Origin of the sequence: Streptomyces sp. 71268, from assembly GCF_029392895.1 — a bacterium.
Taxonomy (GTDB): domain Bacteria; phylum Actinomycetota; class Actinomycetes; order Streptomycetales; family Streptomycetaceae; genus Streptomyces.
Genome location: NZ_CP114200.1, coordinates 4,583,834 through 4,609,030, shown reverse-complemented (window position 1 = coordinate 4,609,030; position 25,197 = coordinate 4,583,834). Strand labels below are relative to the sequence as shown.

The following is a 25,197-nucleotide window of genomic DNA, read 5'->3' as shown; positions in this document are numbered from 1 at the left end:
GCCCGCGCGCTCCGCGCACGCGCACACCGCTCGCCCCACTCCCCCGGCGCCCGCCCCACCACGGCGGGCGGGCGCCGCGCGGTCGCTCACACGGTGGCGAGCTTCTCGTCCTTGATCTGGCAGATGACGGCGCCGGCCGACACGGAGGCGCCGACGGCGGCCTCCAGGCCGTGGATGACGCCGGCGCGGTGGGCGTTGAGCGGCTGCTCCATCTTCATGGCCTCCAGGACCACGATGAGGTCGCCCTCCTCCACCCGCTGGCCCTCCTCGACCGCCGCCTTGACGATGGTGCCCTGCATCGGGGAGGCCAGCGCGTCACCGGTGGCCGCGCTGCCCGCGCTCCTGGTCTTCTTCCGCTTGGTCTTGCCCGCGCCGCCCGCAGCGCCGTTGCCGTTGGCGGCTGTTGGGGCGAAGCCGAGTGAGGCGGGGAGGGAGACCTCAAGGCGCTTGCCACCGACCTCGACGACCACGGTCTCACGACCGACGCCCTCGCCCTCACCGTCCTCACCGGCGCTCTCGCCGGGGGTGAAGGGCTTGATGTCGTTGACGAACTCCGTCTCGATCCACCGCGTATGCACCGTGAACGCCTCGGTCGAGCCCGAGCGCTCGGGGGCGAACGCGGGGTCGGCGACCACCGCGCGGTGGAAGGGCAGCGCGGTCGCCATCCCCTCGACCTCGAACTCCTCCAACGCCCGCGCGGCCCGCTCCAACGCCTGCCGCCGCGTGGCACCCGTGACGATCAACTTCGCCAACAACGAGTCCCAGGCCGGACCGATCACCGACCCCGACTCCACGCCCGCGTCCAACCGCACCCCAGGCCCCGAGGGCCCCGCGAACCGCGTCACCGTCCCCGGCGCCGGCAAGAACCCACGCCCCGGGTCCTCACCATTGATCCGGAACTCAAAGGAATGACCCCGCACCGGCGGGTCGTCATACCCCAACTCCTCGCCATCGGCGATCCGGAACATCTCCCGGACCAGGTCGAGACCGGTGACCTCCTCGGTCACCGGGTGCTCCACCTGAAGACGGGTGTTGACCTCGAGGAAGGAGATCGTGCCGTCCTGACCGACCAGGAACTCACACGTGCCCGCGCCCACGTACCCGGCCTCACGCAAGATCGCCTTCGACGCCCGGTACAACTCCGCGTTCTGCTCCGGAGACAGGAACGGTGCCGGGGCTTCCTCGACGAGCTTCTGGTGCCGGCGCTGGAGGGAGCAGTCGCGGGTGGAGACCACGACCACGTTGCCGTGCTGGTCGGCCAGACACTGGGTCTCCACATGCCGCGGCCGATCCAGGTAGCGCTCCACGAAGCACTCACCCCGCCCGAAAGCGGCCACCGCCTCACGCACGGCCGAGTCGTAGAGTTCGGCGACCTCCTCCAGCGAGCGGGCCACCTTCAAGCCCCGTCCGCCGCCACCAAAAGCCGCCTTGATCGCGATCGGGAGGCCGTGTTCGCGGGCGAAGGCCACGACCTCCTCCGCACCGGAGACCGGGTCGGGGGTACCAGCCACCAGGGGAGCGCCGGCGCGTTGGGCGATGTGGCGGGCCGCGACCTTGTCCCCCAGGTCCCGGATGGCCTGCGGGGGCGGGCCGATCCAGGTCAATCCCGCGTCCAGTACGGCCTGGGCGAAGTCCGCGTTCTCCGACAGGAAGCCATAACCGGGGTGGACCGCGTCCGCGCCGGACTCGGCCGCCGCGGCCAACACCTTGCCCATGTCCAGGTAACTGGTGGCCGGAGTGTCACCACCCAACGCGTACGCCTCATCAGCAACCCGCACATGCAACGCGTCCCGATCCGGGTCCGCGTACACCGCCACACTCCCGATCCCGGCATCCCGACAAGCACGGGCAACACGGACAGCGATTTCGCCACGGTTGGCGATGAGCACCTTGCGCATGGGTCTCCGATTCCCTTTTCCCACCGGCCGCGTCACCCGGGCCGGGTGCGTCAGCTCCGCTGACGACGCCGCCGGCGTCGTCACCTTCGTCAACGGCCGAGTGCCGTCAGGCGTGCCGGCCACGGCGGGCCGACCGCCCGCCGCGGCGGCCCGCGTCCCGGGCGCCCCGGGTAAGGCGCCGCTCATGCGGTCCACGACCCGGGCGCGCGGTAGCCGAGGGCGCCGGCGCGGCCGGGGCCCGGATGGTCCCAGCTCACCCGGGGGCGGCCCGGGCCGCGCGCCGGGCCGCGCCGCGCGCCCTGGGCCAGGGTGGCGAACACCGCGGCGAGCGCGGCGACTTCCTCGGCGCCCGGCGCGCCGCGTACGACCCGCAGGTGGGCGTCGTCGGTCGGCGCGGGCGCGGTGCCCGCGGTGGGCTGCTCGTGGACGGCGCTGGGCGCGCCGCCGTGCCTGGTCGCGCCCATCACACCGGCGGGTTTCCGTGCTTGCGGGAGGGCAGGTCGGCGTGCTTGGTGCGGAGCATGGCCAGCGAGCTGATCAGCGCGGAGCGGGTCTCGCGCGGGTCGATGACGTCGTCCACCAGGCCGCGTTCGGCCGCGTAGTACGGGTGCATCAGCTCGCTCTGGTACTCCTTGATCTTTTGCTGGCGTACCGCGTCCGGGTCGTCGGCGGCGGCGATCTCGCGGCGGAAGATGACGTTGGCCGCGCCCTCGGCGCCCATGACGGCGATCTCGTTGCTGGGCCAGGCGAGCGAGACGTCCACGCCGATGGAGCGGGAGTCCATGACGATGTACGCGCCGCCGTACGCCTTGCGCAGGATGACCTGGACGCGCGGGACGGTGGCGTTGCAGTACGCGTAGAGCAGCTTGGCGCCGTGCCGGATGATGCCGCCGTGCTCCTGGTCGACGCCGGGCAGGAAGCCGGGCACGTCCACGAGGCTGACCAGCGGGATGTTGAAGGCGTCGCAGGTCTGCACGAAGCGCGCGGCCTTCTCGCTGGCGTGGATGTCCAGGACACCGGCGAGCGAGGCGGGCTGGTTGGCGACGATGCCCACGACGTGTCCGTCGAGCCGGGCCAGGGCGCAGATGATGTTGGTGGCCCAGGTGGGTTGGACCTCGAAGAAGTCGTGGTCGTCCACGATCTCCTCGATGACCTGGCGCATGTCGTACGAGCGGTTGGGGTCGCCGGGTACCAGGTCGAGCAGCGCGTCGGTGCTGCGGTCGGCCGGGTCCTCGGTCTCCTCGACGGGGGCGGTCTCGCGGTTGTTCTGCGGCAGCATCGACAGCAGGTAGCGGACCTCCTCCAGGCAGCTCTCCTCGTCGTCGTAGGCGAACGCGGCCACGCCGGAGACCGAGGCGTGCACGTCGGCGCCGCCGAGGCCGTTCTGGCTGATCTCCTCGCCGGTGACGGCGCGCACGACGTCGGGCCCGGTGATGAACATCTGCGAGCTCTCGCGGACCATGAAGACGAAGTCGGTCAGCGCGGGGCTGTACGCGGCGCCGCCGGCGCAGGGGCCGAGCATGACGGAGATCTGCGGGATGACGCCGGAGCAGCGGGTGTTGCGCTGGAAGATGCCGCCGTAACCGGCGAGCGCGGTGACGCCCTCCTGGATGCGGGCGCCGGCGCCGTCGTTGAGGGAGACCAGCGGGGCGCCGGCCGACTCGGCCAGGTCCATCAGCTTGTGGATCTTCTGCGCGTGGGCCTCGCCGAGCGCGCCGCCGAAGATCCGGAAGTCGTGCGCGTAGACGAAGACGGTACGGCCGTGCACGGTGCCCCAGCCGGTGATGACGCCGTCGGTGTGCGGCTTCTTGTGTTCCAGCCCGAAGCCGCTGGCGCGGTGTCGGCGCAGCGTCTCGATCTCGTGGAAGGAGCCCTCGTCGAGGAGCAGGTCGATGCGCTCGCGGGCGGTGAGCTTGTTCTTGGCGTGCTGGCGCTCGGTGGCCACCGGGTCGCCCGCGTAGATGCCCTCCTTCAACTCCCTTAGTTTCAGGAGCTGTTCGGGCAGCCCGCCGGTGCTCGGGTCCTCGGGCAGGTCGTCGGTGGTGATCCGCCGATCGTCGGTGATGCTCATGGTGCGCGTCCCCCTGGGCTTTGCTGGTGTCAGGCCGCCGCGGCGGCTGTGGGTGCGAGGGCGTCGAGGGTCTTGGCCATGCGGCGCTCGTCGCCCGTGGTGAACGACGCCAGGTCGGGCACGATGCGTCGGCACAGGCCGCTGAGCACCTTGCCGGGGCCGACCTCGACGAAGTGGGTGACGCCGGAGGCGGCCATCAACCGCACCGACCCGGTCCACCGCACCCGGCCGGCGAGTTGGCGGCGCAGCGCTTCGGTGATGCCGCGCGCGCTGGTGGCGTAGTCGGCGGTGACGCCGGAGACCACCGGGGTGCTGGGCTCGCGGAAGGTGACCTGGTCGAGTTCGGCGGCGAACTCCTCCTCGATGCCGCGCATCAGCGCGCAGTGGAAGGGCGCGCCGACCGGCAGGGCGATGGCCTTCATGGCACCGGCCCGCTGCGCGGCCTCGCGGACCTTCTCGATGGCGCCGGCCTCGCCGGAGACGACCGACTGGCCCGGCTCGTTGTCGTTGGCGACCTCGGCGACCTGGCCGGTCTCGGCCGCGACCTCGGCGCAGATCTCCTCGACGGTGGCCAGGTCGAGGCCGAGCACGGCGGCCATGGCGCCGGGCACCTCCTCGTTGACGCCGGCCATCAACTGACCGCGACGGCGCACCAGGCGCAGCGCGTCGCGCCAGTCCAGGACGCCGGCGGCGACCAGGGCGGTGTACTCGCCGAGGCTGTGACCGGCGACGACGTCGGGGTGCACGCCCCGGTCGCCGAGCACGTCGAGGGTGACCAGGCTGGTGAGGAAGACCGCGGGCTGGGTGATGGCGGTGTCGCGCAGCGCGTCCTCGGGGCCCTCCCAGCACAGCTTGGAGAGCGGGATGCCGAGGATGTCGTCGGCCTGCCGGTAGTAGGTCTCCACCAGGTCGGGGCGGGCCGCGACGAGGTCGAGGCCCATGCCGACCTTCTGCGAGCCCTGGCCGGGGAAGAGGAACGCGGTTTTGCCGCGCTCACCCTCGGCCTCGCCCGCGCCGGAGGCGGCCGGGGCCGCCGCGGTGGCCGGGGCCGTCGCGGAGCCCGTGGCTGCCGGGGCCGCGGAGGAGGCCGTGGCCTCGGGGTGCTGGGTGTCGGTGTGCGTCAAGGCGTACTCCTCACGCGCTCGGCAGCTTGCTGAGGCGCATCGTGTCGTCCGGGCGGGACCGCGGCGGGGCGGTCGGCGGGGTGGCGGGCTTGGTGTCGCGTACGAAGAGGACCACCAGGACCGCGCCGACCAGGGTGATGGCGGCGGCGTACCAGGCGCCGTACTCCATGCCCTCGGTGACGGCCTTCTGCTTGAGCGCGGCGGCGGCCTCGGCGGTCGCCTCGCCCTTGCGCTGGAGGTCGGTCATCTCCTCGGTGGCCGCGTCGGTGCGGTTGCTCATCAGCGCGCCCATGATGGCGATGCCGACCGCGTTGCCCACCTGGCGGATCATGGTGCCGGCGCTGGCGGCCACGCCGACTCGGTCCTGCGGGGCGGAGGAGATGGTCAGCTCGGAGGCGACGGGCATGGCGACGCCCATGGCCAGGCCGGTCAGCAGCATGCCGGGCAGCAGCAGGGTCCAGGAGCCGGAGTCGCCCTTGGGGTCGGCCAGCGTGTAGAGCGCGATGCCGACGGCCATCAGGGTCATCGCGAAGACCAGGGCCTTGCGCACGCCGGCCTTGGCGACGATCCGGCCGCCGACCGGCGCGCCGATCATCAGCATCAGCGTCATCGGCAGCAGCCGCACGCCGGTCTCCTGGGCGCTGAGGTCCAGGCCGGTCTGGAGGTAGATCGACAGGTAGAAGATCACCGAGAACATGCCGGCGCCGAGCAGGAACGAGGTGGCGATGCTGCCGCCGAAGGACGGCCGGCGGAACCAGCTCAGGTCCATGATGGGCGCCCTGGAGCGGGCCTCGACGGCCAGGAAGCCGGCCAGCAGGACGACGCCGCCGCCGAGCAGCCCGAGCACCCGGGTGGAGGTCCAGCCCCAGGAGTTGCCGTTGATCAGGGCCAGGTTGACGCAGAGCAGCGAGGCGCTGAGGGTGACGAGGCCGGGCAGGTCGATGGAGTTGCCGCTGCTCGCGCGGCGCTGGTCGGCGCCCATGCCGGCGAGGGCGGCGAAGATGACGACCGCGCCGATCGGTACGTTGATGAGAAAGATCCACTCCCAGCCGGCGTGGTCCACCAGGAGGCCGCCGATCAGCGGGCCGAGCGCGGTGGCCAGGCCGCCGACGGCGCCCCACATCATGATGCCCTTGGCGCGCGCCTTGCCCTCGAAGGAGGAGTAGACGATGGCCAGCGTCAGCGGCATGACGACGGCGCCGCCCACGCCCTGGACCACGCGGCCCACGTGCATCGTGGTGATGTGCTCGGCGCCGAGCAGGGTGATCTCGCCCGCGGCGGCGCACAGCACCGAGCCGGCGAGGAAGATGACCACGCCGATGACGTAGATGGCCCGCTGCCCGAACAGGTCACCCAGCCGGCCCGCGGTGACGATGAGGACGGCCAGGGCCAGCATGTACGCGTTGGCCACCCACTCCAGGTCGTCGAAGGTGGCGTCCAGGTCGTCGCCGATGGTCGGCATGGCCACGGTGACGACGGTGACGTCGAGCAGCGCGATGAACAGGCCGAGCAGCGCGGCCAGCAGGGTCAGTCCGGGCTTGTTGCGCGGTGGCAACGCCCGTAGGTGCAGGGTGTTTCCCGACATGAGGTGTCCTCGTGCCCTTCGTCTCGGTGTCAGCCCGCCCGCTGGCGGTCCACGAACGCGATGATCAGATCGGCCACTTCCTGCGCCTGTTCCACGTGGCAGAAGTGGCTGAAGCGGGGGTCCATGCACAGCTCGGCGCTGGGCATGTCCGCCTGGAGCGCATCGGCACGATCGCCCAGCATCCCCGGGTCGTTGGGGCTGCCGATCACCAGCGTGGGAACCGATACGTGGGAAAGCGCGAGCGAGGACGCCGCGCTGTACTGGTCGAAGAGGGCCAGGAACGCCTGGGGGCCCATCTTCTCCAACATCTTGCGCACCATGGTGTTGAAGATGTCGGGGTCCATCGTGTGGGCCCGCGGGCCCAGCCGGGTCTGGAGGCCGGCGGTCATCACGGCCGCGAACTGCTGCCGGAAGCCGTCGAAGATCGCCCAGTCCACGGGTTGGGTGGGCGACCAGTAGAAGGGTGAGAGCAGGATCAGCGCGTCCAGCTTGGGGTTGGCGCCCGAGGCCAGCCACTGGAGCACGGAGTTGGCGCCCATGGAGTGCGCGATGAGCACCGAGACCGGCTCGGGCATCATCTGCAGGCCGCCCTCGATCCACTGCCCGCTGGTGGCCCGGGCGCGCCAGCGGTAGGTGCCGCCGGAGCGCCAGGGCATGTCGAGCGGGAAGCTGCGGAAGCGCCCGGACAGGAGCTGGCTCAGCTTGGTGTAGCTGCTCCAGTCGTCCTCCAGGCCGTGTACGAGCGCGGCGGCGGGCAGCTCGGCGAACCGGTGGACGGCCAACTCCTCGCCGTACAGCAGCGACGCCTTCACCGGGGCGGGTCCGGACTCGGGGCTCATGCCCGGCTCCGGGGCGGTTCGAGGCGCAGCAGGGTGAGGTTGCCGCGCGGGCCGAGGGCGCCGACCACGGCGCTCTCGCGCACGCCGCGCACCAGGTGCTGGGCCAGGCCGAGTACGGGCGTGGCCGACGCCTGTGGGGCGCCGGTGGTCACGGTCAGGGCGGTGGTCGCGCCGCGCGTCTTGGCCCAGTCCTCGGCGGCCTGGGCGGCGTGCGCGCCGCCGGTGGCCGGCAGGGACAGGTGCAGCACGCCGGGCGGGGTGCCCAGCGCGTCGAGCGCGGCGGCCAGCACGCGCTGGGCGGCGGCCGGGTTGCCGGGCACCGTGCGCCGGGAGCCGCCGGTGAGCAGGGCGTGCACGGTGGCGCCGCGCTCGGCGGCGCGCTCGGGGCGCTCCAGGTGCAGCAGGCAGGCGCCGGCCGCGTCCACGCCGGGCCCGGTGACGGTGCGGGCGGCGGCCGGCGGGCGGCCCTCGACGGCGCCGACCAGCACCGCGTCGGCCCGGTCGGCGGCCATCGCGCGGGCGCCGACCAGCGCCGACTCCAGTCCGGCGGTGAGCGGGTTGACCAGCGTGATGTTGAAGGCGCGCAGGCCGTGCGCGATGCCGAGCCGGCCGGCGGGGACGTTGACGGAGAAGTTGGGGCACTCGACGGGGCTGATGCCGGCGATGCCCTCGGCGAGCAGGGCCCGGTCGATGCGGTCCACGACGGCGTCGACCGCGAAGTTGGTGCCGAGCGCGACGCCGACCCGCTCGGGGGCGTGCTCCGTGGCGCCGTCGGCGGCCTCGTTGGCGTGGGCCAGGGTGAGTTGGACGGCGGCGAGCGCGGCCCGGGTGGCCTCGGGCAGGAACCGCCAGCCGCGCTTGCCGAGGAACTCGGCGGGCGCGAAGTTGTCCAACTCGGCCACGGACCAGGGACGTTCGTCGTCGGTCGGCTCGGTGCGCCAGAGGTCGGCGGCCCGGGCCAGCTCCCGCGCCCCGATGGCGGGGCGGCTGACGGCGCCGACGCCGGTGATGGCGACCGGTGCCGAGGTGGACACGTTCACGCTGCTCCCTCCCGTGGGGACACGGGGCGCCCGGGCCTGGCGGCCCGCCCGTGGGTCTCGGTCGTGGTGGTCGCGGCGGGGTCCGTCGCGCCCGGTTCCAGGGCCGCGATGGCCACGGAGATGTTGTTGCCGCCGAACGCGTACGCGTTGACGAGGACCGCGCTGCCGGCGCTGGCCTGCGGCGCGTCCCGGACCACCCGCAGCTCGCAGGCCGGGTCCAGCTCGCGCAGGGTGCCGACCGGCGGCACCGCGCCGTCCCGCAGCACCAGGGCGGCGGTCAGGCAGGAGAAGGCGCCGGCGGCGCCGCCGCTGTGGCCGAGCGAGGCCTTGATGGCCGTCACCGGTACGTCGGGCGTGCGCGGCCCGAGCAGGGCGGCTGTGGTGCGGCTCTCCACCGCGTCGTTGGCGGGCGTTCCGGTGCCGTGGCAGAGCACTGCGCCGATGTCGCCCTGGCCGAGCCCGGAGCGGTGCAGCGCCTCGCGTACCGCGCGCAGCGCCTGGGTGCCCTCGGGGTCGGGCGCGGTCTCGTGGAAGGCGTCGCAGCTCCACCCGGAGTCGAGCACCCGGGCGTAGGGGCTGGCGCCCCGGCCGCGCGCGTGAGCGGCCGACTCCAGGACGAGGAAGGCGGCGCCCTCCCCGTACACGGTGCCGGCCCGGTCGGTGTCGAAGGGGCGGCAGGGGCCGGGCTCGGCGGCGCCCAGGCGTAGGAACGCGCCGACGGCGGGCCGCGAGACGGCCTCGGTGCCGCCGACGAGGACCACCTCGGCCTCGCCGGCGCGGATCATCTCGGCGCCCATGGCCACCGCGTAGGCGCCGGCCGCGCAGGCGGTGGAGACGGTCAGGCCCGGGCCGTGCAGCGCGAGCCGCTCGGCGAGCAGGCCCTGGGTGTCGTACGGGTACCACTGGAGGCCGGTCAGCTCGCGACGGCCGTCGCGCTCGGCCTCGCGCAGGTCGCTGTCGCCGTTGCCGGTGCCCACGACCATGCCGACGCCGTCGAGGACCGCGGGCCCGGCGTCCGCGAGGCCGGCGTCGCGCAGCGCGTCGCCGGCGGCGGCCAGCGCGAAGCCGCTGGCCCGGCCCGGCTCGTCGCCGGGGTGCGGGGCCGGGCGCGGGGCGTCGGTGACCGGGTAGGTGTGGGTGCCGTCGACGGCGGTGCCGGGCGCGACGAGCGGGCGCACCGGGACCTCTCCGCGCAGCAGCCGCTCCCAGTACTCCCCCGGGTCGTTGCCCAGCGGCGAGACGACCCCGAGTCCGGTGATGACGACGTCGGTGGTCATCAGGAGGCCCAGGTCAGTTCGTCGGAGGGGCGCATGACGGCGATGGCGTAGTCCACCTTGGAGACCAGCTCGTCGTCCACGTAGCTCTCGCCGCTCATGATCACGTTGTCGCCGACGAACTGGTCGATGCGCACCTCGTGGCGGAGCGTGTCCCCCGGGTAGACGGGGCGGCGGAACTCCATGCCCCGGGCGGCGGCCAGGATCAGCCCGCCGTTGCGCTCGCGCGCCTGGGACCTCACGTGCCGCATCCACAGGAGCGCGCCGCCCTGGCCCCAGGACTCCATGAGGAGCGCGGGCGGGTAGGCGAAGGCGCGGGTGGGTGCCCCGGGGGCGATGCCCGCGTAGCACGGCTCGCTGCCGGTCACGGTCTTCGCGGTGGTGATCCGGTCCGGGGGTGCGATGTCGAGCACCTTGTCCACGAGCAGGATCGGGTGGGCGTGCGGTATCAGTTCGCGCAGCTCGGCGTAGTCGATCATGAAGTCCCCGTACGTTGGGTGGCCTGGCGGCCGGTGGACCGGTGGTGGCCGGTCAGGCGGCGCCCGATCCGGTCGGTTCCTCGGTGGGAAGCACGCGGAACGCCATCTTGACGAGTGCCGCCTTGGCCTCCCCGTTGGTGCAGTGCGCGACGACGCGCACGGTGTCGTTACCGGCGTCGTCGTGGCCCGGCTGGCACACGCAGCGCACCTGGAGGGTGTCGCCGGGGCGCAGGGCGGTGGTGAACCGCACCGAGGAGATCTCGGCCGGCTCGACGAAGGTCCGCTCGCCCCGGTGGGCGCGCACCAGGCGCAGCACCGCGTCGAAGACGGACTCGATGATGAAGGCGCCCGGGTAGACGGTGAACTCGGGGTAGTGGCCCTCCAGGTACGGGTCGTCCTCGCGCACGGTCTTGCGGACGACGACCTCCGTCTCGGAGACCACCGCGATCTCGTCCACCGGGTCGATGGGCGTGGCCCGCAGCCTGCCGGTGACCGGCGTGAAGGCCGGCCCGGCGGGGGCGGCGGTGCCGCCCCCGGCCCGCTGGGTGACGGTCACAGCGACACTCCGCCGTCGACCTCGATGACCTCGCCGGTGATGTACCTCGCCCGGTCGGAGACCAGGAAGGACACCAGGTAGGCGACCTCGTCGGCGCCGCCGTAGCGCTTCATCGGGATGGTCTTGAGGGCCTCGGCGCGGATCTTCTCCGGCAGCGCCTCGGTCATGTCGGTCTCGATGAAGCCGGGCGCGACCACGTTGACCCGGATGCCGTACCCGGCGACCTCCTTGGCCAGCGAGGCGCTCATGCCCTGGATGCCGGCCTTGGAGGCGGAGTAGTTGGACTGGGTGGCGTGGCCGTAGACGCCGGAGATGGAGGACATGTTGACGATGACGCCCTCCTTGCGCTTCATGAAGTCGAAGACGACCGAGCGGCAGAAGTTGAACGTGCCGTTCAGGTTGGTGTCGATGACGGCCTGCCAGTCCTCGTGCGGCATGAGGACCATCGGGTTGTCCTTGACGATGCCGGCCGAGTTGACGAGAACGCTGACCGGGCCGAGCGCCGCCTTGGCGTCCTTGATGAACGCCTGCACCGCGGCGTAGTCGGCCACGTCGCAGGGCGCGTGGTAGACCTGCGCACCCTGTTCGCGGATGAGCTTCTCGGTCTCGGCGGCGGCGTCGTTCCCGCTGCGGTAGCAGAACGCGACGTCGTAGCCGTCGGTCGCCAACTGGACGGCGCAGGCGCGGCCGATGCCGCGCGAGCCGCCCGTGACGATCGCCATGGGGCGCTGGATGTCGGTCTCGGTCACTGTTCTCGTCCTCTCGTCCGTGCGATCGGGGCGAAGCGGCGTCAGCCGCAGCCGCCCGCGGTGTCGTGGTCCATGGAGCCGTACCGCTGGATCAGGTCGGCGGGGATGTCGGCCAGCGGGTCGGGGCCCCAGTCGGCGTCGACCAGCGGGTAGTTCTCGGTCTGGGTCTCAGTGGCTACTGCGGTCATCGTTCAGCTCTCCTTCACGCGGCCTTGCTCGCGGCGGTGGCCAGCGCCTCTTCCAGCGTGGTCACGAAGTCGTCCAGCCGGTCCAGGCCCCAGAAGCGGTGCCGGCCGACCTTGAAGTACGGGACGCCGAAGACGTCGTCCTCGTACACGCGCATCAGGGCCTGCACGCCGGCCTCGCGGATGTGCGCCTCCTCGGGCGCGTTCACCAGGGCCTCGGCGTCCAGCCCGGCCTCGACGCACACCCGGCGCAGCGTGTCGCGGTCGCAGATGTCCTCGCCCCGCTCCCAGCGGGCGGCCATCGCGGCGGTGTAGTACTCGCGGTGCACGCCCAGCTCCTTGGCCTTGATCCAGGCCAGGTGCGGCAGCTCCCACCACTCGTCGCCCTTGTCGATCGGCCACTTCATCGGGTAGCCGTACTTCTGCGACAGGCGCTTGGTGTCGTTGAGGATGTACAGGTGCTTGGCCTTGCTCATGGCCACGTAGTGGAACTCGCCGCCCTGCTCCTCAAGCGCCTTGCTGCTGATCGCGTCGGGCTCGAAGAACGGGATGTACTCGATGAGGTCCTGGGCGTTCGGGACGCGCTCCTCCAACTGGCGCACCGCCATCCAGCTGAACGGCGAGCGCAGCGAGAAGTACAGGCGCGGCGGCTTCCTCACGCGGCACCCCCGAGCAGCGTCGCCTGGGTGGCCTCGTCCAGCACGGCGACCGTGCCGGCCTGCTCGCCCCGGCTGATGGCGTACCCGTGCATGATCGTGCCGGTGGCGGCGCGCTCCAGGGTGTCGCCCCGGCGCACGTAGCAGTCCATGCGCGCGGTGTACATGGTGTCCTTGAGGATGTCCTCGACCTTGAAGACGGTGTGCACCGTCTCCTCCATGTAGATGTCCGAGAGCATCTGCACCCGGGCCCGGGAGACCACCGGAATCCAGCCGCGCTCGTCGAGCAGCTTGCCGACGGCCAGCCCGCGGTCGGCCAGGAAGCGGTCCACGACCTCCTCCATCGTGCGGATGTACGCGGAGTGCTGGAGCCGGTCGGAGAAGTGGCAGTAGTAGTACGGCGCGCGCCAGTCCCACAGGTAGGCGCCGGAGCCCTCGGGGGCCAGCACGTCGGCGACGGTGCTCCCGGCGGGGATCTCCAGCGTGGCCTTGGCCGAGTTGGTCAGCGCGGCCACGTCCGGCACCACGTACGGCTCCAGGATGGCCGGCACCGGCTCGGAGCCCGAGCCGTCCTTGACGGCGACCAGGGCGACCTGGACCTTGCCCTTGAGGACGGTGACGGTCTCGCCCTCGCGCTCGACCGTGAGCGACACGTTGAACGGCGCGCCCTGGCCCGGCTTCGGCTTGCCGGAGACGACGGTGGCGTACACCTGCTCCTCGGCCTCCAGGGCCACCGGAAGCTGCACGGAGGAGTCGACGATCTCCAGGCCGAGGCCGTAGCGGTGGTAGATGTCGCGGGCGCCCACGCCGCGGTCGCGGAAGTACTGCAGCACCCCCTCCTCGACCAGGTACATGAAGTGCTTGAACCCGATCCAGGTGCGGATGTTGGCGCCCTCGTAGCGGGGCTGGCCGACGTAGCTGGTCGGCTGCCCGTCGAGCAGTTCAGTCACGGTTGTTCCTCCTTCGGATGAGTCGGCGGCGGACCGGGGGTCGCGGAGGAAGTCGGCGACCTCCGCGGTCATCTCCTCGGCCCGGTCGATGTGGCAGAAGTGGCCGTAGCCGGGTCGGCTGCGCAGCGTCGCGGCGGGCACGGCGTCGGCCAGGGCCCGCGCGCGCATCGGCGTCAGCCCCTCGTCGCCGGGCCCGACGTAAATCAGCGTGGGCACCGTGACGCGGGACAGGTCGAGGTGGCCGGACTCCTCGAACGCCTCGTAGAAGACGGGGAACGCGCTGGGCACGGCCCGCTCCAGGAGCTTGCCCTCCATCAGGGCCAGCACCTCGCGGTCCATCCGGGCGGCGCGCGGGCCGAGCGAGACCCGTAGCCCCTCCACCAGCACCCGGCGCAGCGCGGCCACCGAGCGCGTCCGCAACTGGTCGCTGAGCGGGAAGCCGGCCGGCCGGTAGAACGGCGCGACCAGCACCACGGCGTCCAGCTCGGCCCGCGGGTCACCATCGCCGGCCTGTTGGGGCAGGTCGGCGAGGTGGGCCAGGATGGCGTTGGCGCCGAAGGAGTGGCCGAGCAGCGCGCGCGGGCGCTCGGGCAGCAGCGCCAGGGCGCGCCGCAGCCAGTCGGCCGGGCCGCCCTCGGCGGTCCACGCGTAGTCGGTACCGCCGCACCAGGGCAGGTGCAGCGAGTACGGGGTGTACCCGGGCAGCGCGCCGAGCACGGTGCGCCAGCTCTTCCAGCCGTCCTCCATGCCGTGCGCGGCGACGATCGGCGGACCGCTCCCGGGGCCCCGCCACACCTGCACGGGTCCCTCGGTCGCGACCAGCGTCCAGCCGTCCACCACGGTCATGCCGCGGCCCCCGCTTCCCGCCGGGCCCCGGCACGGGTCACGTCCACGGTCAGCCAGGCGTCGTCCGCGTCACCGCAGCGCACGGTGGTGGCGCCGGTGTCGGAGTCGCCGGCGAGCCTCGCGGCCGCCGCGGCCAGGTGGACCACGCCCGCCGCGCCGTACAGCTCGCCCACGACCGGCTGGCCGCCGGCCGGGCCCGGGTCGCTGGTGTGGCGGGTGACCGGGCCGACGGTGATCCCGGTGTCGGTGGGCCAGGCGCCGGGCCGGCCGAGCAGCACGCAGCCCGCGCCGGCGACCAGTTCGCCCGGGTCGCCGGGGCGCAGCGCGGCCAGCGCGCGGGCCACCGGGTCGGCGGGCTCGACGCCGACGACGACGGCGCGCTCGGCGCGCCCGGCGAGCAGCAGCAGCCGGGCCAGCCGCACGGCGTCCAGGCCGGCCGTCGCGCCGGAGCACACGGCCAGGTTGGGTCCGTTGAAGCCGTACCTGATGGCGATCGAGGACGCGATGACGTTGCTGGACGCGTTGGGGGCGTCCAGCGGGCTGACGACGGAGCCGCCGCGCGAGCGCATGTCGTCCAGGACCGTGCTCACCGTCTCGACGTTGCCGAGGTTGGAGGCGACGACGACGGCGGTGCCCGGCGCGTACGGCAGCGGTTCGGCCAGCTTGCCCGGGGGCAGCCCGAGCGCGCGGTGCGTGGCGCACAGCGCGAGCCGCGTGGACGGCTCCTTGCCGAGCAGGCCCTTGCGGCCCAGCACGTCCTTGGCGTCCTCGGGCGCGCAGGCCGGCTCGGCCGGCGAGCCGGGCAGTTCGGCCTCGGTCAGCCCTGGCACGTGCACGGCCCAGCCGGCGACGGACAGCGGCTGGTCGGCCGCGCGGGCCTGGCTACGCATCGTGTTCCGGGTCTCAGGCATCGACGGCCTCCACGATCGTTACGGCGTTGACGCCGCCGAAGCCGAACGCGTTGATCTGCGCGATCCGTGGCCGGGCGGCCAGCGGCTCCCCGATCACCAGGGCCAGCTTCTCGGCCTCCGGGATCGCGGTGCGCAGCCCGGTGACGGGCGGCACGGTGCCCTGCCGCATGGCCTGGCAGGCGACGAGCACGCTCATCAGGGCCGCGCCGCCCGAGGTGTGTCCGATGGCGCCCTTGATGGCGGTGACGGCGGGCGCGTCGGCCGGCGCGACGTCGGCGAAGAGTTCGGTGAGCGCGGTGGCCTCGGTCGGGTCGTTCAGCGCGGTCGAGGTGCCGTGCGCCACGACCAGGTCCACGTCGCCGGGTGAGATGCCGGCGCGGCTGTGGGCCTCGCGCATCGTGGCGAGGACGCCGCCCGGGTCGGGCGCCGTCTCGTGGAACGCGTCGCAGCCGATGCCCACGCCCCGCACGAGACCGAACGCCCGCTTGTCCGAGGGCAGTTCGAGGACGACGGCGGCGGCGCCCTCGCCGAGCAGCACGCCGTCCCGGTCGGTGTCGAAGGGGCGTACGGTCTCGGCCGTGGTGGTGCCCACCCGGCCGATCATGGTGAGCATCGACTCGGTGAGGGTGTCGCAGCCGGCGGCCACGACCGCGTCGGCCTCGCCGAGTTCGAGCAGGTCGGCGGCGAGCGCGAGGGCGTAGCCGGAGGCGGCGCACGCGTTGGCGAGCGTGTGCACCTCGGTCACGCCGGGGGCGACCGACCGCACGGCCTCGTTGAAGTGCGTCTGGGCCAGCCGCAGCGCGGCGTCGTCGCCGTGCCACTGCTCCACGGCGCGCAACTCGCGCAGCCCGGTACCGACGATGACCGCGACCCGACTGGTGTCCGGGTCCACGCCCGCCTCGGCGAGCGCCCCGGCGACGGCCTGGGCCAGCCAGCGCCCGGAGAGCCGCACGTCCTCACCGACGCCGTACGGGGCGCCCACGGTGACGGCGGCGCCCCCCGCGACGCCGCTCGCGCCGACGGCCTCGGCGACCGCGTCACGGTAGGCGCGCTCGGTGGCGTCGTCGATGCCGTACGCGTGGGTGACGTTCAGCTTGGCCGGGTCACCGGCGCGCAGCAGGGAGGCCCCGCTGCGGCCGGCGAGCAGCGCGTCGAACGTGGCGTCGAGATCGCCGTGGCAGCTCACCATGGAGCTACCCGTGATCGCCACCGGCACGACTCCACCCCCTGACGACGGCCGCCCCGGCCGCGCCCTCGGCGGACCGCGTGGTGATCAGCGACAGTTCGCCGTCCCGCGCGGGCTCCGCCCGGTGCCGGGCGAGCAGCGCGGCGAGCTGGAAGGCGCCGGAGGCGCTGAACGCCTCGCCGGTGGCCTCCTTGACCCGCAGCCGCTGGGCGCCCTCGCCGAGAATCGCGCCGATGGCGCGCTCCTCGGCGTCGTCGAGCAGCGTCATCCCGTTGGCGGCGGTGGCCACCGTGGTGATGTCGGCCGCGGTGACGCCGGCGCGCTCCAGGGCGCGGCTGATGCACAGGCCGAGGCCGCGGCTGAACTCGCCGTCGGGGCCCGGCGGGTCGAAGACCCCGACCTCGACGGAGAGCACCTCGGCGTCCGGGGTGCGCCCGGCGGCCCGTACGGACTCCGCGTTCTCGACCACGAAGACGGCCGCGCCCTCACCGGGTGCCGCGTCGCCGCCGTAGACGGACTGCGCGTAGTGCACGGCCCACGACTCCTGCGGGCTGAACTCCTCGACCGCGCCGGCCAACAGCGCGTCGGCGTAACCGCAGTTGATGAGGTTGCGGGTGTAGCGCAGCACGTTCAGCATGGCCATCGGGCCACCGGCGATGGTGGCGTTGGGGCCCTGCAGGCCGAACTTGATGCCCGACTGGCCGGCCGCGCAGTTCATCACCGCGTTCGGGAACAGCAGCGGGTTGACCAGGTAGGGCCGGTCCTGGACGAAGGTGTCCTTGCTGTAGTCGCTGGTCGACTTGGCGCTGCCGGCGGTGGTGCCGAGCGTGATGCCGATGCGGGCCCGGTTGTCGTCGTCGATCTCCAGGTCGCTGTCGGCCAGCGCCTCCTTGCAGGCGACCATGCCCAGCGAGGTGGAGCGGTCGAAGAACGAGGTGCCCTTGCGGCCGAGGTGGTCGCGGACCTTGAAGTCCACCAGCGCGTGCGCGTCGTTACGCGGCAGCTCCTCCTCGAACATCTCGCTGACGTCCACCGGGGCGGCCGGCGCGGCGAGCGCGGCGGCCAGCGCCTCGGGGCCGATGCCGGCGCCGGAGAGCACGCCGAAGCCGGTGATGGCCAGCGCGGTGGACCGGGTCCCGGGCTCGGCGGGCGCCGTGGTGGGTGCGGTCGCTGTGCTCACTCGGGCCTCCCCAGCATCACGATGGCGTTGTTTCCACCGAACGCGAAGCCGTTGACCTGCGCGATCCGCACGTCCGCGGCGCGTGCCTTGTTCGGCACGGGGTCGATCTTGGGCATGTCCGGGTCCGGGGTGTTGAAGTTGATGGTGGGCGGCAGGAACGAGCCCGCGATGCCGAGCACCGACGCGATCGCCCCGAGCCCGGAGGCCGCGCCCATGGTGTGGCCGAGCATCGACTTGGTGGAGCTGATCGGCGGCGGGTTCTCCCCGAAGACGTCCACGACGGCGCTGGCCTCGACGAAGTCGTTGGCCGGCGTGCCGGTGCCGTGGGCGCAGATGTAGTCGACCTCTTCGGCCTTGACGCCCGCGTTGGCGTGCGCGATGCGCATGCACTCGGCGATGCTGTCCCGGTTCGGGGCGACCATGTGGTTGGCGTCGCAGTTGAGCCCGTAGCCGAGCACCTCGGCGTGGATGTGCGCGCCGCGCGCCTGGGCCGACTCCAGCGACTCCAGGAACATCGCCGCGCCGCCCTCGCCGGTGATGATGCCGGAGCGGTTGGCGTCGAAGGGCGAGCACGCCTTCTCGGTGAGCGCGCCGAGCCGGTAGAACCCGGCGTGCGACCAGCGGCCGACCGAGTCCGCGCCACCGGCGATCATGTAGTCCGCCTCGCCGGTGCGGATCAGGTCGTACGCGTAACCGAGCGCGTAGTTGCTGGCCGAACAGGCGGTGGACAGGGTCACGGCGTCGCCGGTCAGGCGCAGTTCGCGGTTGACCGCCTGGGACAGCCGGGCGCTGGAGACCTGGCGGATCAGACCCGCGTCCAGGCCGCCCATGCCGGCGGTCAGCGAGTCCTCGGTGAGCTTCTCCAGCACCTGCGACTCCCCGCCGGTGGTGCCCATGCTCGATCCGGCGCGAGAGGCGGCCAGTTCGTCTTCGTCGATCCCGGCGTCCGCGACCGCGAGGCGGGCCGCGGACGCCGCGAAGAGGCTGGTACGGCCCCACTCGTCGACAGACAGCCGCCGGACCATGTCCTCTGGCCGGAAGGCGTGGACTTCGCCGGCCATGATGTAGGGGAAGCCGGTGGGGTCGAAGCAGGCGATCGGCGAGACGCCGTTGACGCCTTCGCGCAGCCCCTCGCTGTACGCGGACGCCCCGATCCCGATGCTCGACACGGGCCCCAGGCCGGTGATGACTACCCGTCGGAGTGACATGAGGCTCAGCCCTGCCAACCAGCGTGCTCGGCGAGCACGTTGTAGACCTCGGTGAGGTTGATCATCTTGGGCAGCTCCGACTGCGGGATCTCCACCTTGTACTTCTTCTCCAGGCGGGCGAGGATCTCGATCGCGCGCAGCGAGTCGGCCTCGTGCTCCTCGATGAAGTGGCTGGTCTCCGAGATCTCCTCGGGCTCAAGCTCCAGCACCTCCGCGACGATCTCGCGGATCTCGTCGAGCTGCTCCTGCTTGGTGGCGGTCGACATTTATGAACACCTTTCTCGGGCTTCTGAGGGGAATTCAGAACGTCGATCTCTCGCGTTCCGACACTTCGATATTAGGCAGCGTGAAGGCGCCTGAGCCACCATCGATGGGTGTTCACAGATAGCCCAACAGCGCTTTTTCCAAGACCCACTTGGGGCCCGTTGTGTGCCACGCCACAAAGGCCGATCGACAATGAATAAGTCGTTACTCGCGAATAACAGAACCGCGATATCTGTTGCGGTTCAGTGACATCTCCGGGGCCGCCGCCGCATTTCGTCGGCCCCGGCATTGCCTCGCTTTGTGGCGGATGAGGCGTACGGGCTCCCCGACGGGATCCCCCGCACGTACGGGAGCGCGCCCCGACCGGCTTCCCGAACACACCGGCGCCGGCCCGGCCGGTGCTCGCCGTCGTGACGGCGGCCTCCGGCCGGACCGGCGCTGGGGTTGGGATTGGGGTGGGAGTTGGGTGATCGGGGTAGTGCGGGAGTTGGTCCATCGGGGGCGGCTCCGGGCGGGGCCGCCTTCGGTCCGCGGGTTACGCGTCGGCCGTGGCGGCGACCGGCTGCTCCTGCGGCGGGGCCAGCACCGAGCTGGGGCGCATGGCGGTCATCACGGACTCCACGCGCAGCACCTCGCGCCCGTCGTCTGTGGTGGTCGCGCCCTCGAAGAACCAGGTACCGGCGAAGGCGCGGCTGATGCGCACCTCGTGCCGCAGCACGTCACCGGGCAGTACCCGCCCGACGACCTCGATGCCGCTCATCCCGCCGAACAGCGCGACCTGGCCGTCGGTCGCCTCGGGGTCCTGGTCCCAGGCGGCGAGCAGCGCCGCGCTCTGGCACCAGGACTCGATGAGCAGCGCCACCGGGTAGGCGTAGCCGGCGTCGGGCGTCTCGTCGGGCAGCTCCTGGTACCAGGGCTCGTTGACCGAGACGGCCTTGCGGGTCACGATCCGCTCGCCGGGGGTCACCTCGTCCACCCGGTCCACCAGCAGGATCGGGAAGCGGTGCGGGATCAGGGTCTTCAGTCGGTGCGGGCCGATGGGCCCGGACTCGGTGGCGGTCACTCGAACCACACTCCGTCGAATCTCGTCCCGGCGCGCGGCCAGGTGCGTGGGCGGTGCGGCGCTGCGCGCCGTCGATCAGGCGGTACGGGCGGGGCGTCGGCCCGCGCGTCAGGCGGTACGGGCCCGGCATCGGTCCGTACCTCAGGCGGTACGGGCCCGGCGTCGGTCCGTACGTCAGGCGGCGTCGCGGTAGCGCAGCCGCAGCGTGGACGCCTTGTCGCGGTCGGTGCGGCAGCGCACCCGCACGTCGCGCTCGCCGTCGTCGCCGCGCTTGACGGTGCACTCCACGGTCAGCACGTCACCGGGGAAGACGGGAGCCGCGAAGCGCACCGAGCGCACCTCAACCAGCTCCGTGCGCGCCCCGTCGGTGCGCTCGGCGTGCAGCCGCACCGCGTGGTCGACCGCGTCCAGCGTGAACACCCCCGGCAGCAGCGGGAAGTGCGGGTAGTGGCCGGCGAACACGGGCGCCGACGGGTCAACGGTGGTTCGGGTGTGGATGGTGCCGGCGTCGAGGCTGACCACCTCGGCGCCGGGCAACAGGTCTACCGCGCTCATTTCAGTTCGCCAGCTTCCGCACGATCAGGTCATGGACATCGGACGGCCGATCGACGTCGGCCCTTTCGCGTTCGCGTTCGCGTTTCGCTTCCGCGTCAACGTCGGCATTCGCCAGTCGCGTTCGCGTCGTCGTTCGCGTTCCGCGTTCGCGCTTGTTCGCGTTGTCGTTCGCGTCGTTTCGCGTTGTCGTTCGTGTTCTCGTTCGCGCCCCCGGCCACGGGGCGGCACATCGGTGCGGGCGACCGTCTTCCCGGCGCCCGAGGCCGTGTCCGCGCCACATTTCCCACCGGCCCCCACCGGCTTCCCCCGGGCCTGCCTCGGGCCCCGCGCCGCCTCCGGAGAACTCGCGCCGAGAGACCCGCCGTACGGTCAGCCCCCGCTTTTCCGTTCGGCGCCCCACCACAAACGCTACGCGACGCCGAACCGAGGTCCGTACCGCTCATGGGTGTTTGGAAAAGCCGAATTCCCCCACCGGGCACCGACGTACGGGTATACGCGGCGCGCCGGCGCACGAGGACGCGATGACAGGAGGACGGAAGGGCCTGGAAGGGCGGAAGGACGGGGAGGGCGGGGGGCCCGGAGGCGGCGGTGGGGGCTAGAGGGCGAGCGTGCCGCGCAGCACGGTGCCGTCGGGGCCCGCCGTCGCCTTGACGCGCAGCAGCCGCGTGGAGTCGTCGTAGACCATGCGCAGTTCCATCGCGCGGAACGCGTCGAGCCGGGCCCGGCCGTCGGCGGTGCGCAGCGGCGGCACGCGCCACTGGGGCGCCGCCACCGAGCGCAGCCAGGAGGTGAGCGGGCCGAGCACGCTCTGCTCGCGCAGGTAGACGTTGCGCGGGTGCTCGATCTGGTTGGCCGTCGCGTACTCGGCCGGGAAGCGGCAGCGGTAGTAGGGCTCCGCGTTGTTCCAGGTGCCCTGCATCAGCCGGTTGCAGCGCGCGCAGCGGACCATGCCGCGCAGCGCGTACTCGCGGGCCGCCGCGGCCGCCGCGTCCCGCTCGGGCCGGGCACGGCGGGCCTCGAAGCGCGCCCGCACCCGCTCGAAGACGTCGGTGGCCAGCACCGGCGTACACAGGGCCGTGCCCTTGCCGCCGCTGCCGGCGGCCGCGTGGCCGGCGTAGCGCGGGTTGACCAGGATCGCGCGGACCGCGCTCTTGGACCAGGCCGCGGCGCCCTCGCCGGTACGCGGGCCGTGCGAGCCGGGGCTCGGCACCTCGTCGGCGGTCAGGCCCTCGGCGATGATCTGCAGGCCACGGTCGTCCAGGTACTCGTCGAAGATGCGCCGGACGATCGGCGCGGTGCGCTCGTCGGGCACCAGGCGCAGCCCGGTCCCCTCCGGGCCGGCGACGGCGCGGTAGCCGTACGGCGGGCGCCCCCAGATGCGCGGCTTGCCGCCCCGTCCGGGCGCGTCGGTGGCGTGGGTCCCAGCGGAACCGGCGACGGCCCGCTGGGCCCGCTGGGACGATATTCGGTCATGGACCGGCGACGACAAATGCATGAAACTCCCCCGTAGTCATGTACGTCGTGTGATCGTGCGGAGCGCGGCGGACGCGCGCCGCTCGGACAGTGGCGTTCGAACGGTGACTCGTGGCGCGCGGTGCCCCTCCCGCTCCCGTGGGCCGCGTCGTTGCGGCACGGCGCCGGGTGGTGGGCGGTACGAGCGCGATGGGCCTGACCAGGGCCCGCGGCGGGATGGACCGGCCTTCCGGAGAGGCCAGATCGGCGTCTGTCCCGCGACGCCCTCACGCTAGGTCGGGCGCGCGGCGTGACACAACGCGGAGTCCACAAGATGCCAGCGGCGAAAGACGATTTCGGCAGGCCGCAATTCGCGGTGGCAAGTTGTTGTCTCCGGCCCGGAGATGCGGTACAAGCCGCCCCACAAAAACGGCGCAGGATGCTCCGGAATACCGGTACACGGTGCACCGTATAACCGGTACAGCATGCTCCACATCACTGGTACAGAATGCCCCGGAGGGCTGCCGCGCGGTGCGCGACAGCCCTCCGGTCCGCTCTTCGCGCGGCCCGCTACAACAGCCCCATCCGCAGGGTGTACACGCCTGCCTGAAAGCGCGAGGTGGCGCCGAGCGCGCGCATGATTTCGGCGACCCGGCGCCGGTAGGTGCGTACGGAAACCGACAATTCCCGGGCGGCGGCCTCGTCGGTGTATCCCTCGTAGAGAAAGCGCAGGATCTGGGCCCCGGAGCCGCCGCGCAGATACTCGCTTATCTGCTCGTATTCGGTGAGCGGGATAGCGCGCCGCCAGGTGCCCATAAACATGTCGTGCAGCGCCTTCACCACGACGGGAGCGCGCACCAGCGACGCCTGGTTGTCGCCCGCCTCGGGGTCGGAGCGCACCAGCGCGACCCGGTTGTCGATGATGACGAGCCCGCGCTGCGACTCCCCCGCGAGCCGCACCTGGACCGTCTCGGCCGCGTCGTCGACACGCTCGATCTCCCCGAGCCGGTGCGCGACGGCGACCTCCGGCGAGCAGATGAGCCGCACCCGCACCGCGCCGGCCCAGCGCCCCGCCAGCCTCTCCAGCACCCCGGTCAACACCTTGACGGCGGTGGAGTTGGACGGCACGAGGACGGACACGGTGTGCTCGGCGCCGGCCACCAGGCGATCGAGCGCCCGCACCGCGGTCTCGGTGTCCTCGGTGGTCACCAGGAGCGACTGGTCGAGCGTCCTGACCTGGTGCCGGGTCACCACCGTCTCGATGAGCGCGCGCACCTGGTCGAGCGCGTCGTCGACATCGTCGGCCACCTGCGACCGCGCCGGCGGCGTTTCCGGCGACGGCGGCCGGCCCGGTGGATCGGGAACCGCAGCGATCGACCTCGAAGTCGACATTTTCACCCCGTTGAACAACCGTGAATCCTCATTGTGTCGAGCGCGAACTCTCGACGTGAGGTAGACCTCGGGGTAAATTAATGGTCAATTCGCGATTTCACGGCAGCCGATACCGACCGGTAAGCCAACCACCGGACGCCGCCCGCACGTTGATGAAATCGTGCGACCGCCCCCGTGGTAACCGCACAATAGGTCACTAAACCTACACGGCTACAACTTGCGACGTCAACAAAAACCATCCATTACGAGATTCAACAATAGCCGTCTGAAATATCCATCCGGCTGCCAGCGACTCCCCAGTCGACCGGGGTACGCATGACCGTCCATCGCTGACCGGCCTCGAACAACGCCCCGTAACCGATTGCTCACGCGGATTCCGCATTACCCGCGCGCCTCTCGCCACCGCGCGCGAACTCCCGCCCCGCACCCGCCTTCCGGTTACCGAAGCGCCCGCGATTCGCCCACACCCACGCACCCGACGAGCCGGCCGGGCCCCGGCCCCCGGTCTCCGGCCTCTCGTTCGTCACCGCCGGCCCGTCCGCCCGGCTGCCCGCCGGCCCGCACCGTCCGCACGCCGCCGACCCGCACCGTCCGCCGGCTCCCGCGCCCGGTCGCGCGCCGCCCACCGACGACCCCGCGCGCACGCGCCCGGGCGCGCGTACGGGCCCACCTCGCTCCGGGTGTTTCGCCAACGCCCTGGCGCTGCCACGATATGGGCCATCACACGGCGCGTTCGCCGCGCGCCCCACGGTTCGGCGGAGGCGACTCCCGAAGCCGGCCCCAGCGGCCCTCTCCGGGGGGTGCGCAGGGCGGATGAGTGCCCCGGCCCGAGGGAGGGGCACGCGCCCGAGGGGCGGGGCGGCGGAACGCGGCGGGGCCTCAGAGGTACGACACGGGTGGGCAGGGCGGGGAGGAATGCGTGGCCGAGGTGTTCCTACGACGATTGACCAGATGGCAGGCCGAGCAGCAGCGGGAGGCCATCGCTGACCTGTACGTCACGGCGTACCGCGAGCCGCCGGGCGCGGCCCCACCGCCCGGGCCGGTCGCCGGCGCCGGCGCGGTCGCCCAGGCGACGCCGGCCGGGGCGCCAAGGGCCGGCGCGAGCCGCCCCGACGCCGGGGGTCCGGGCCCAGGACCCACCGGCGGCGGCCTGGCCGAAACCGGTCGGCCCGGCGGCGCGTGGAGCCGCGAGGCGGCCGAGCGGGCGCGGGCCGGCGTGGAGCGGCACGGTCGGCGGGCCTTCCTCGACCGCTTCTCCGAGCACGTGGGCCAGCCCGAGTTCGAGATGATCATCGCCAGCACACCCACACTGGTCGGCTTCGCCTACGGCTTCCAGGCCGACCGCACCCGCGTGTGGCACCCCGGGTTCCAGGCGGGCATCCCGCCCGAGATCGACGAACTCACCTACTCGCGCCCGGTGTTCAGCCTCGCCGAGCTGTGCGTGCTGCCGGCGCACCGCCGCCAGGGGATCGCCACCCGCCTCCTCGATCAGCTCCTGGCCCGTGCGACGGGCCCGCTGGCGACGGCGACGTTGGACGCGACCAACCCGCCCGCACAGCACGCGTTCGCCTCCTGGGGCTGGACGCGCACGGGCGCCCTGCTGCCGGCCGCCCCGCTCCCGGACGCGGCGCGGGAGCCCGAGCGCGAGGCGTGGAGCCGCCGGCTGGGCCGCTGACGCGGGCCACGCCACACCACACGGCGGCCCGGTCCTCGCGACGGGGCCGCCCCGCGCGC

The 25,197-nt window shown here is 72.7% G+C and carries 24 protein-coding genes; 1 reads left to right on the top strand and 23 read right to left on the bottom strand.

Translation table 11 applies throughout. The features are described 5' to 3' along the window. Positions 1–86: 86 nt before the first annotated feature. The 23 genes from OYE22_RS17940 to OYE22_RS17830 all read right to left on the bottom strand — a co-directional run bounded on the left by OYE22_RS17940 (position 87) and on the right by OYE22_RS17830 (position 23,481). The gene (locus OYE22_RS17940) at positions 87–1,898 is read right to left on the bottom strand and encodes a biotin carboxylase N-terminal domain-containing protein (protein ID WP_277321356.1); all 1,812 of its coding nucleotides are present in this window, start codon (positions 1,896–1,898) and stop codon (positions 87–89) included. A 182-nt stretch (positions 1,899–2,080) separates the two neighbouring features. Beyond that, a complete protein-coding gene (locus OYE22_RS17935; RefSeq protein ID WP_277321355.1) occupies positions 2,081–2,362 on the bottom strand; it encodes an acyl-CoA carboxylase epsilon subunit in 282 nt (93 codons plus the stop codon). After that, complete coding sequence (locus OYE22_RS17930) at positions 2,362–3,969, bottom strand: acyl-CoA carboxylase subunit beta (RefSeq protein ID WP_277321354.1); 1,608 nt, start codon at positions 3,967–3,969, stop codon at positions 2,362–2,364. Before OYE22_RS17930 ends, OYE22_RS17935 begins: the two co-directional genes overlap by 1 nt. Positions 3,970–3,998: 29 nt before the next feature. After that, positions 3,999–5,093, bottom strand: a complete 1,095-nt coding sequence (fabD, locus tag OYE22_RS17925) for an ACP S-malonyltransferase (protein ID WP_277321353.1) — start codon at positions 5,091–5,093, stop codon at positions 3,999–4,001. A 10-nt stretch (positions 5,094–5,103) separates the two neighbouring features. Next, on the bottom strand, positions 5,104–6,678 hold the full coding sequence (locus OYE22_RS17920) for an MFS transporter (RefSeq protein WP_277321352.1): 1,575 nt from the start codon (positions 6,676–6,678) through the stop codon (positions 5,104–5,106). Positions 6,679–6,707: 29 nt separating this feature from the next. Continuing rightward, positions 6,708–7,517, bottom strand: a complete 810-nt coding sequence (locus OYE22_RS17915) for an alpha/beta hydrolase (RefSeq protein ID WP_176162538.1) — start codon at positions 7,515–7,517, stop codon at positions 6,708–6,710. Next, entirely contained in the window at positions 7,514–8,557 is a 1,044-nt protein-coding gene (locus tag OYE22_RS17910) for a beta-ketoacyl synthase N-terminal-like domain-containing protein (protein ID WP_277321351.1), read from the bottom strand. Before OYE22_RS17910 ends, OYE22_RS17915 begins: the two co-directional genes overlap by 4 nt. Continuing rightward, entirely contained in the window at positions 8,554–9,834 is a 1,281-nt protein-coding gene (locus OYE22_RS17905) for a beta-ketoacyl-[acyl-carrier-protein] synthase family protein (RefSeq protein WP_277321350.1), read from the bottom strand. Before OYE22_RS17905 ends, OYE22_RS17910 begins: the two co-directional genes overlap by 4 nt. After that, entirely contained in the window at positions 9,834–10,310 is a 477-nt protein-coding gene (locus OYE22_RS17900) for a hypothetical protein (protein ID WP_277321349.1), read from the bottom strand. Before OYE22_RS17900 ends, OYE22_RS17905 begins: the two co-directional genes overlap by 1 nt. Positions 10,311–10,362: 52 nt before the next feature. Beyond that, positions 10,363–10,866 (bottom strand): polyketide synthase dehydratase domain-containing protein, encoded by a 504-nt coding sequence (locus OYE22_RS17895; protein WP_277321348.1) that lies wholly within the window; start codon positions 10,864–10,866, stop codon positions 10,363–10,365. After that, on the bottom strand, positions 10,863–11,615 hold the full coding sequence (fabG, locus tag OYE22_RS17890) for a 3-oxoacyl-[acyl-carrier-protein] reductase (protein WP_348652219.1): 753 nt from the start codon (positions 11,613–11,615) through the stop codon (positions 10,863–10,865). Before fabG ends, OYE22_RS17895 begins: the two co-directional genes overlap by 4 nt. Before the next feature lie 41 nt (positions 11,616–11,656). After that, a complete protein-coding gene (locus OYE22_RS17885; RefSeq protein ID WP_277321347.1) occupies positions 11,657–11,803 on the bottom strand; it encodes a hypothetical protein in 147 nt (48 codons plus the stop codon). A gap of 14 nt (positions 11,804–11,817) precedes the next feature. Next, positions 11,818–12,459, bottom strand: a complete 642-nt coding sequence (locus OYE22_RS17880; RefSeq protein WP_277321346.1) for a DsbA family protein — start codon at positions 12,457–12,459, stop codon at positions 11,818–11,820. Continuing rightward, positions 12,456–14,252, bottom strand: a complete 1,797-nt coding sequence (locus OYE22_RS17875) for an alpha/beta fold hydrolase (protein ID WP_277321345.1) — start codon at positions 14,250–14,252, stop codon at positions 12,456–12,458. The genes OYE22_RS17880 and OYE22_RS17875 overlap by 4 nt, the downstream gene beginning before the upstream one ends. Continuing rightward, positions 14,249–15,163: a beta-ketoacyl synthase N-terminal-like domain-containing protein gene (locus OYE22_RS17870; RefSeq protein WP_277321344.1), complete on the bottom strand. Its 915-nt coding sequence runs from the start codon at positions 15,161–15,163 to the stop codon at positions 14,249–14,251. Before OYE22_RS17870 ends, OYE22_RS17875 begins: the two co-directional genes overlap by 4 nt. Then, positions 15,156–16,373, bottom strand: a complete 1,218-nt coding sequence (locus tag OYE22_RS17865; RefSeq protein WP_277321343.1) for a beta-ketoacyl synthase N-terminal-like domain-containing protein — start codon at positions 16,371–16,373, stop codon at positions 15,156–15,158. The genes OYE22_RS17870 and OYE22_RS17865 overlap by 8 nt, the downstream gene beginning before the upstream one ends. Next, positions 16,357–17,529, bottom strand: a complete 1,173-nt coding sequence (locus OYE22_RS17860; RefSeq protein ID WP_277321342.1) for a beta-ketoacyl synthase N-terminal-like domain-containing protein — start codon at positions 17,527–17,529, stop codon at positions 16,357–16,359. Before OYE22_RS17860 ends, OYE22_RS17865 begins: the two co-directional genes overlap by 17 nt. Next, on the bottom strand, positions 17,526–18,737 hold the full coding sequence (locus OYE22_RS17855) for a beta-ketoacyl-[acyl-carrier-protein] synthase family protein (protein WP_176162549.1): 1,212 nt from the start codon (positions 18,735–18,737) through the stop codon (positions 17,526–17,528). The genes OYE22_RS17860 and OYE22_RS17855 overlap by 4 nt, the downstream gene beginning before the upstream one ends. A gap of 5 nt (positions 18,738–18,742) precedes the next feature. Further along, positions 18,743–19,003, bottom strand: a complete 261-nt coding sequence (locus OYE22_RS17850) for an acyl carrier protein (protein WP_176162550.1) — start codon at positions 19,001–19,003, stop codon at positions 18,743–18,745. A gap of 533 nt (positions 19,004–19,536) precedes the next feature. Further along, positions 19,537–20,064, bottom strand: a complete 528-nt coding sequence (locus OYE22_RS17845; RefSeq protein ID WP_277321341.1) for a beta-hydroxyacyl-ACP dehydratase — start codon at positions 20,062–20,064, stop codon at positions 19,537–19,539. 174 nt (positions 20,065–20,238) lie between these two features. Beyond that, positions 20,239–20,619 (bottom strand): MaoC/PaaZ C-terminal domain-containing protein, encoded by a 381-nt coding sequence (locus OYE22_RS17840; protein ID WP_277321340.1) that lies wholly within the window; start codon positions 20,617–20,619, stop codon positions 20,239–20,241. A 595-nt stretch (positions 20,620–21,214) separates the two neighbouring features. After that, positions 21,215–22,114 (bottom strand): recombinase family protein, encoded by a 900-nt coding sequence (locus OYE22_RS17835; protein ID WP_277321339.1) that lies wholly within the window; start codon positions 22,112–22,114, stop codon positions 21,215–21,217. Positions 22,115–22,641: 527 nt separating this feature from the next. After that, complete coding sequence (locus OYE22_RS17830) at positions 22,642–23,481, bottom strand: helix-turn-helix transcriptional regulator (protein WP_277321338.1); 840 nt, start codon at positions 23,479–23,481, stop codon at positions 22,642–22,644. A 925-nt stretch (positions 23,482–24,406) separates the two neighbouring features. Between OYE22_RS17830 and OYE22_RS17825 the strand changes: the two genes are divergently transcribed. Next, complete coding sequence (locus OYE22_RS17825) at positions 24,407–25,138, top strand: GNAT family N-acetyltransferase (RefSeq protein ID WP_277321337.1); 732 nt, start codon at positions 24,407–24,409, stop codon at positions 25,136–25,138. Positions 25,139–25,197: the final 59 nt, after the last annotated feature.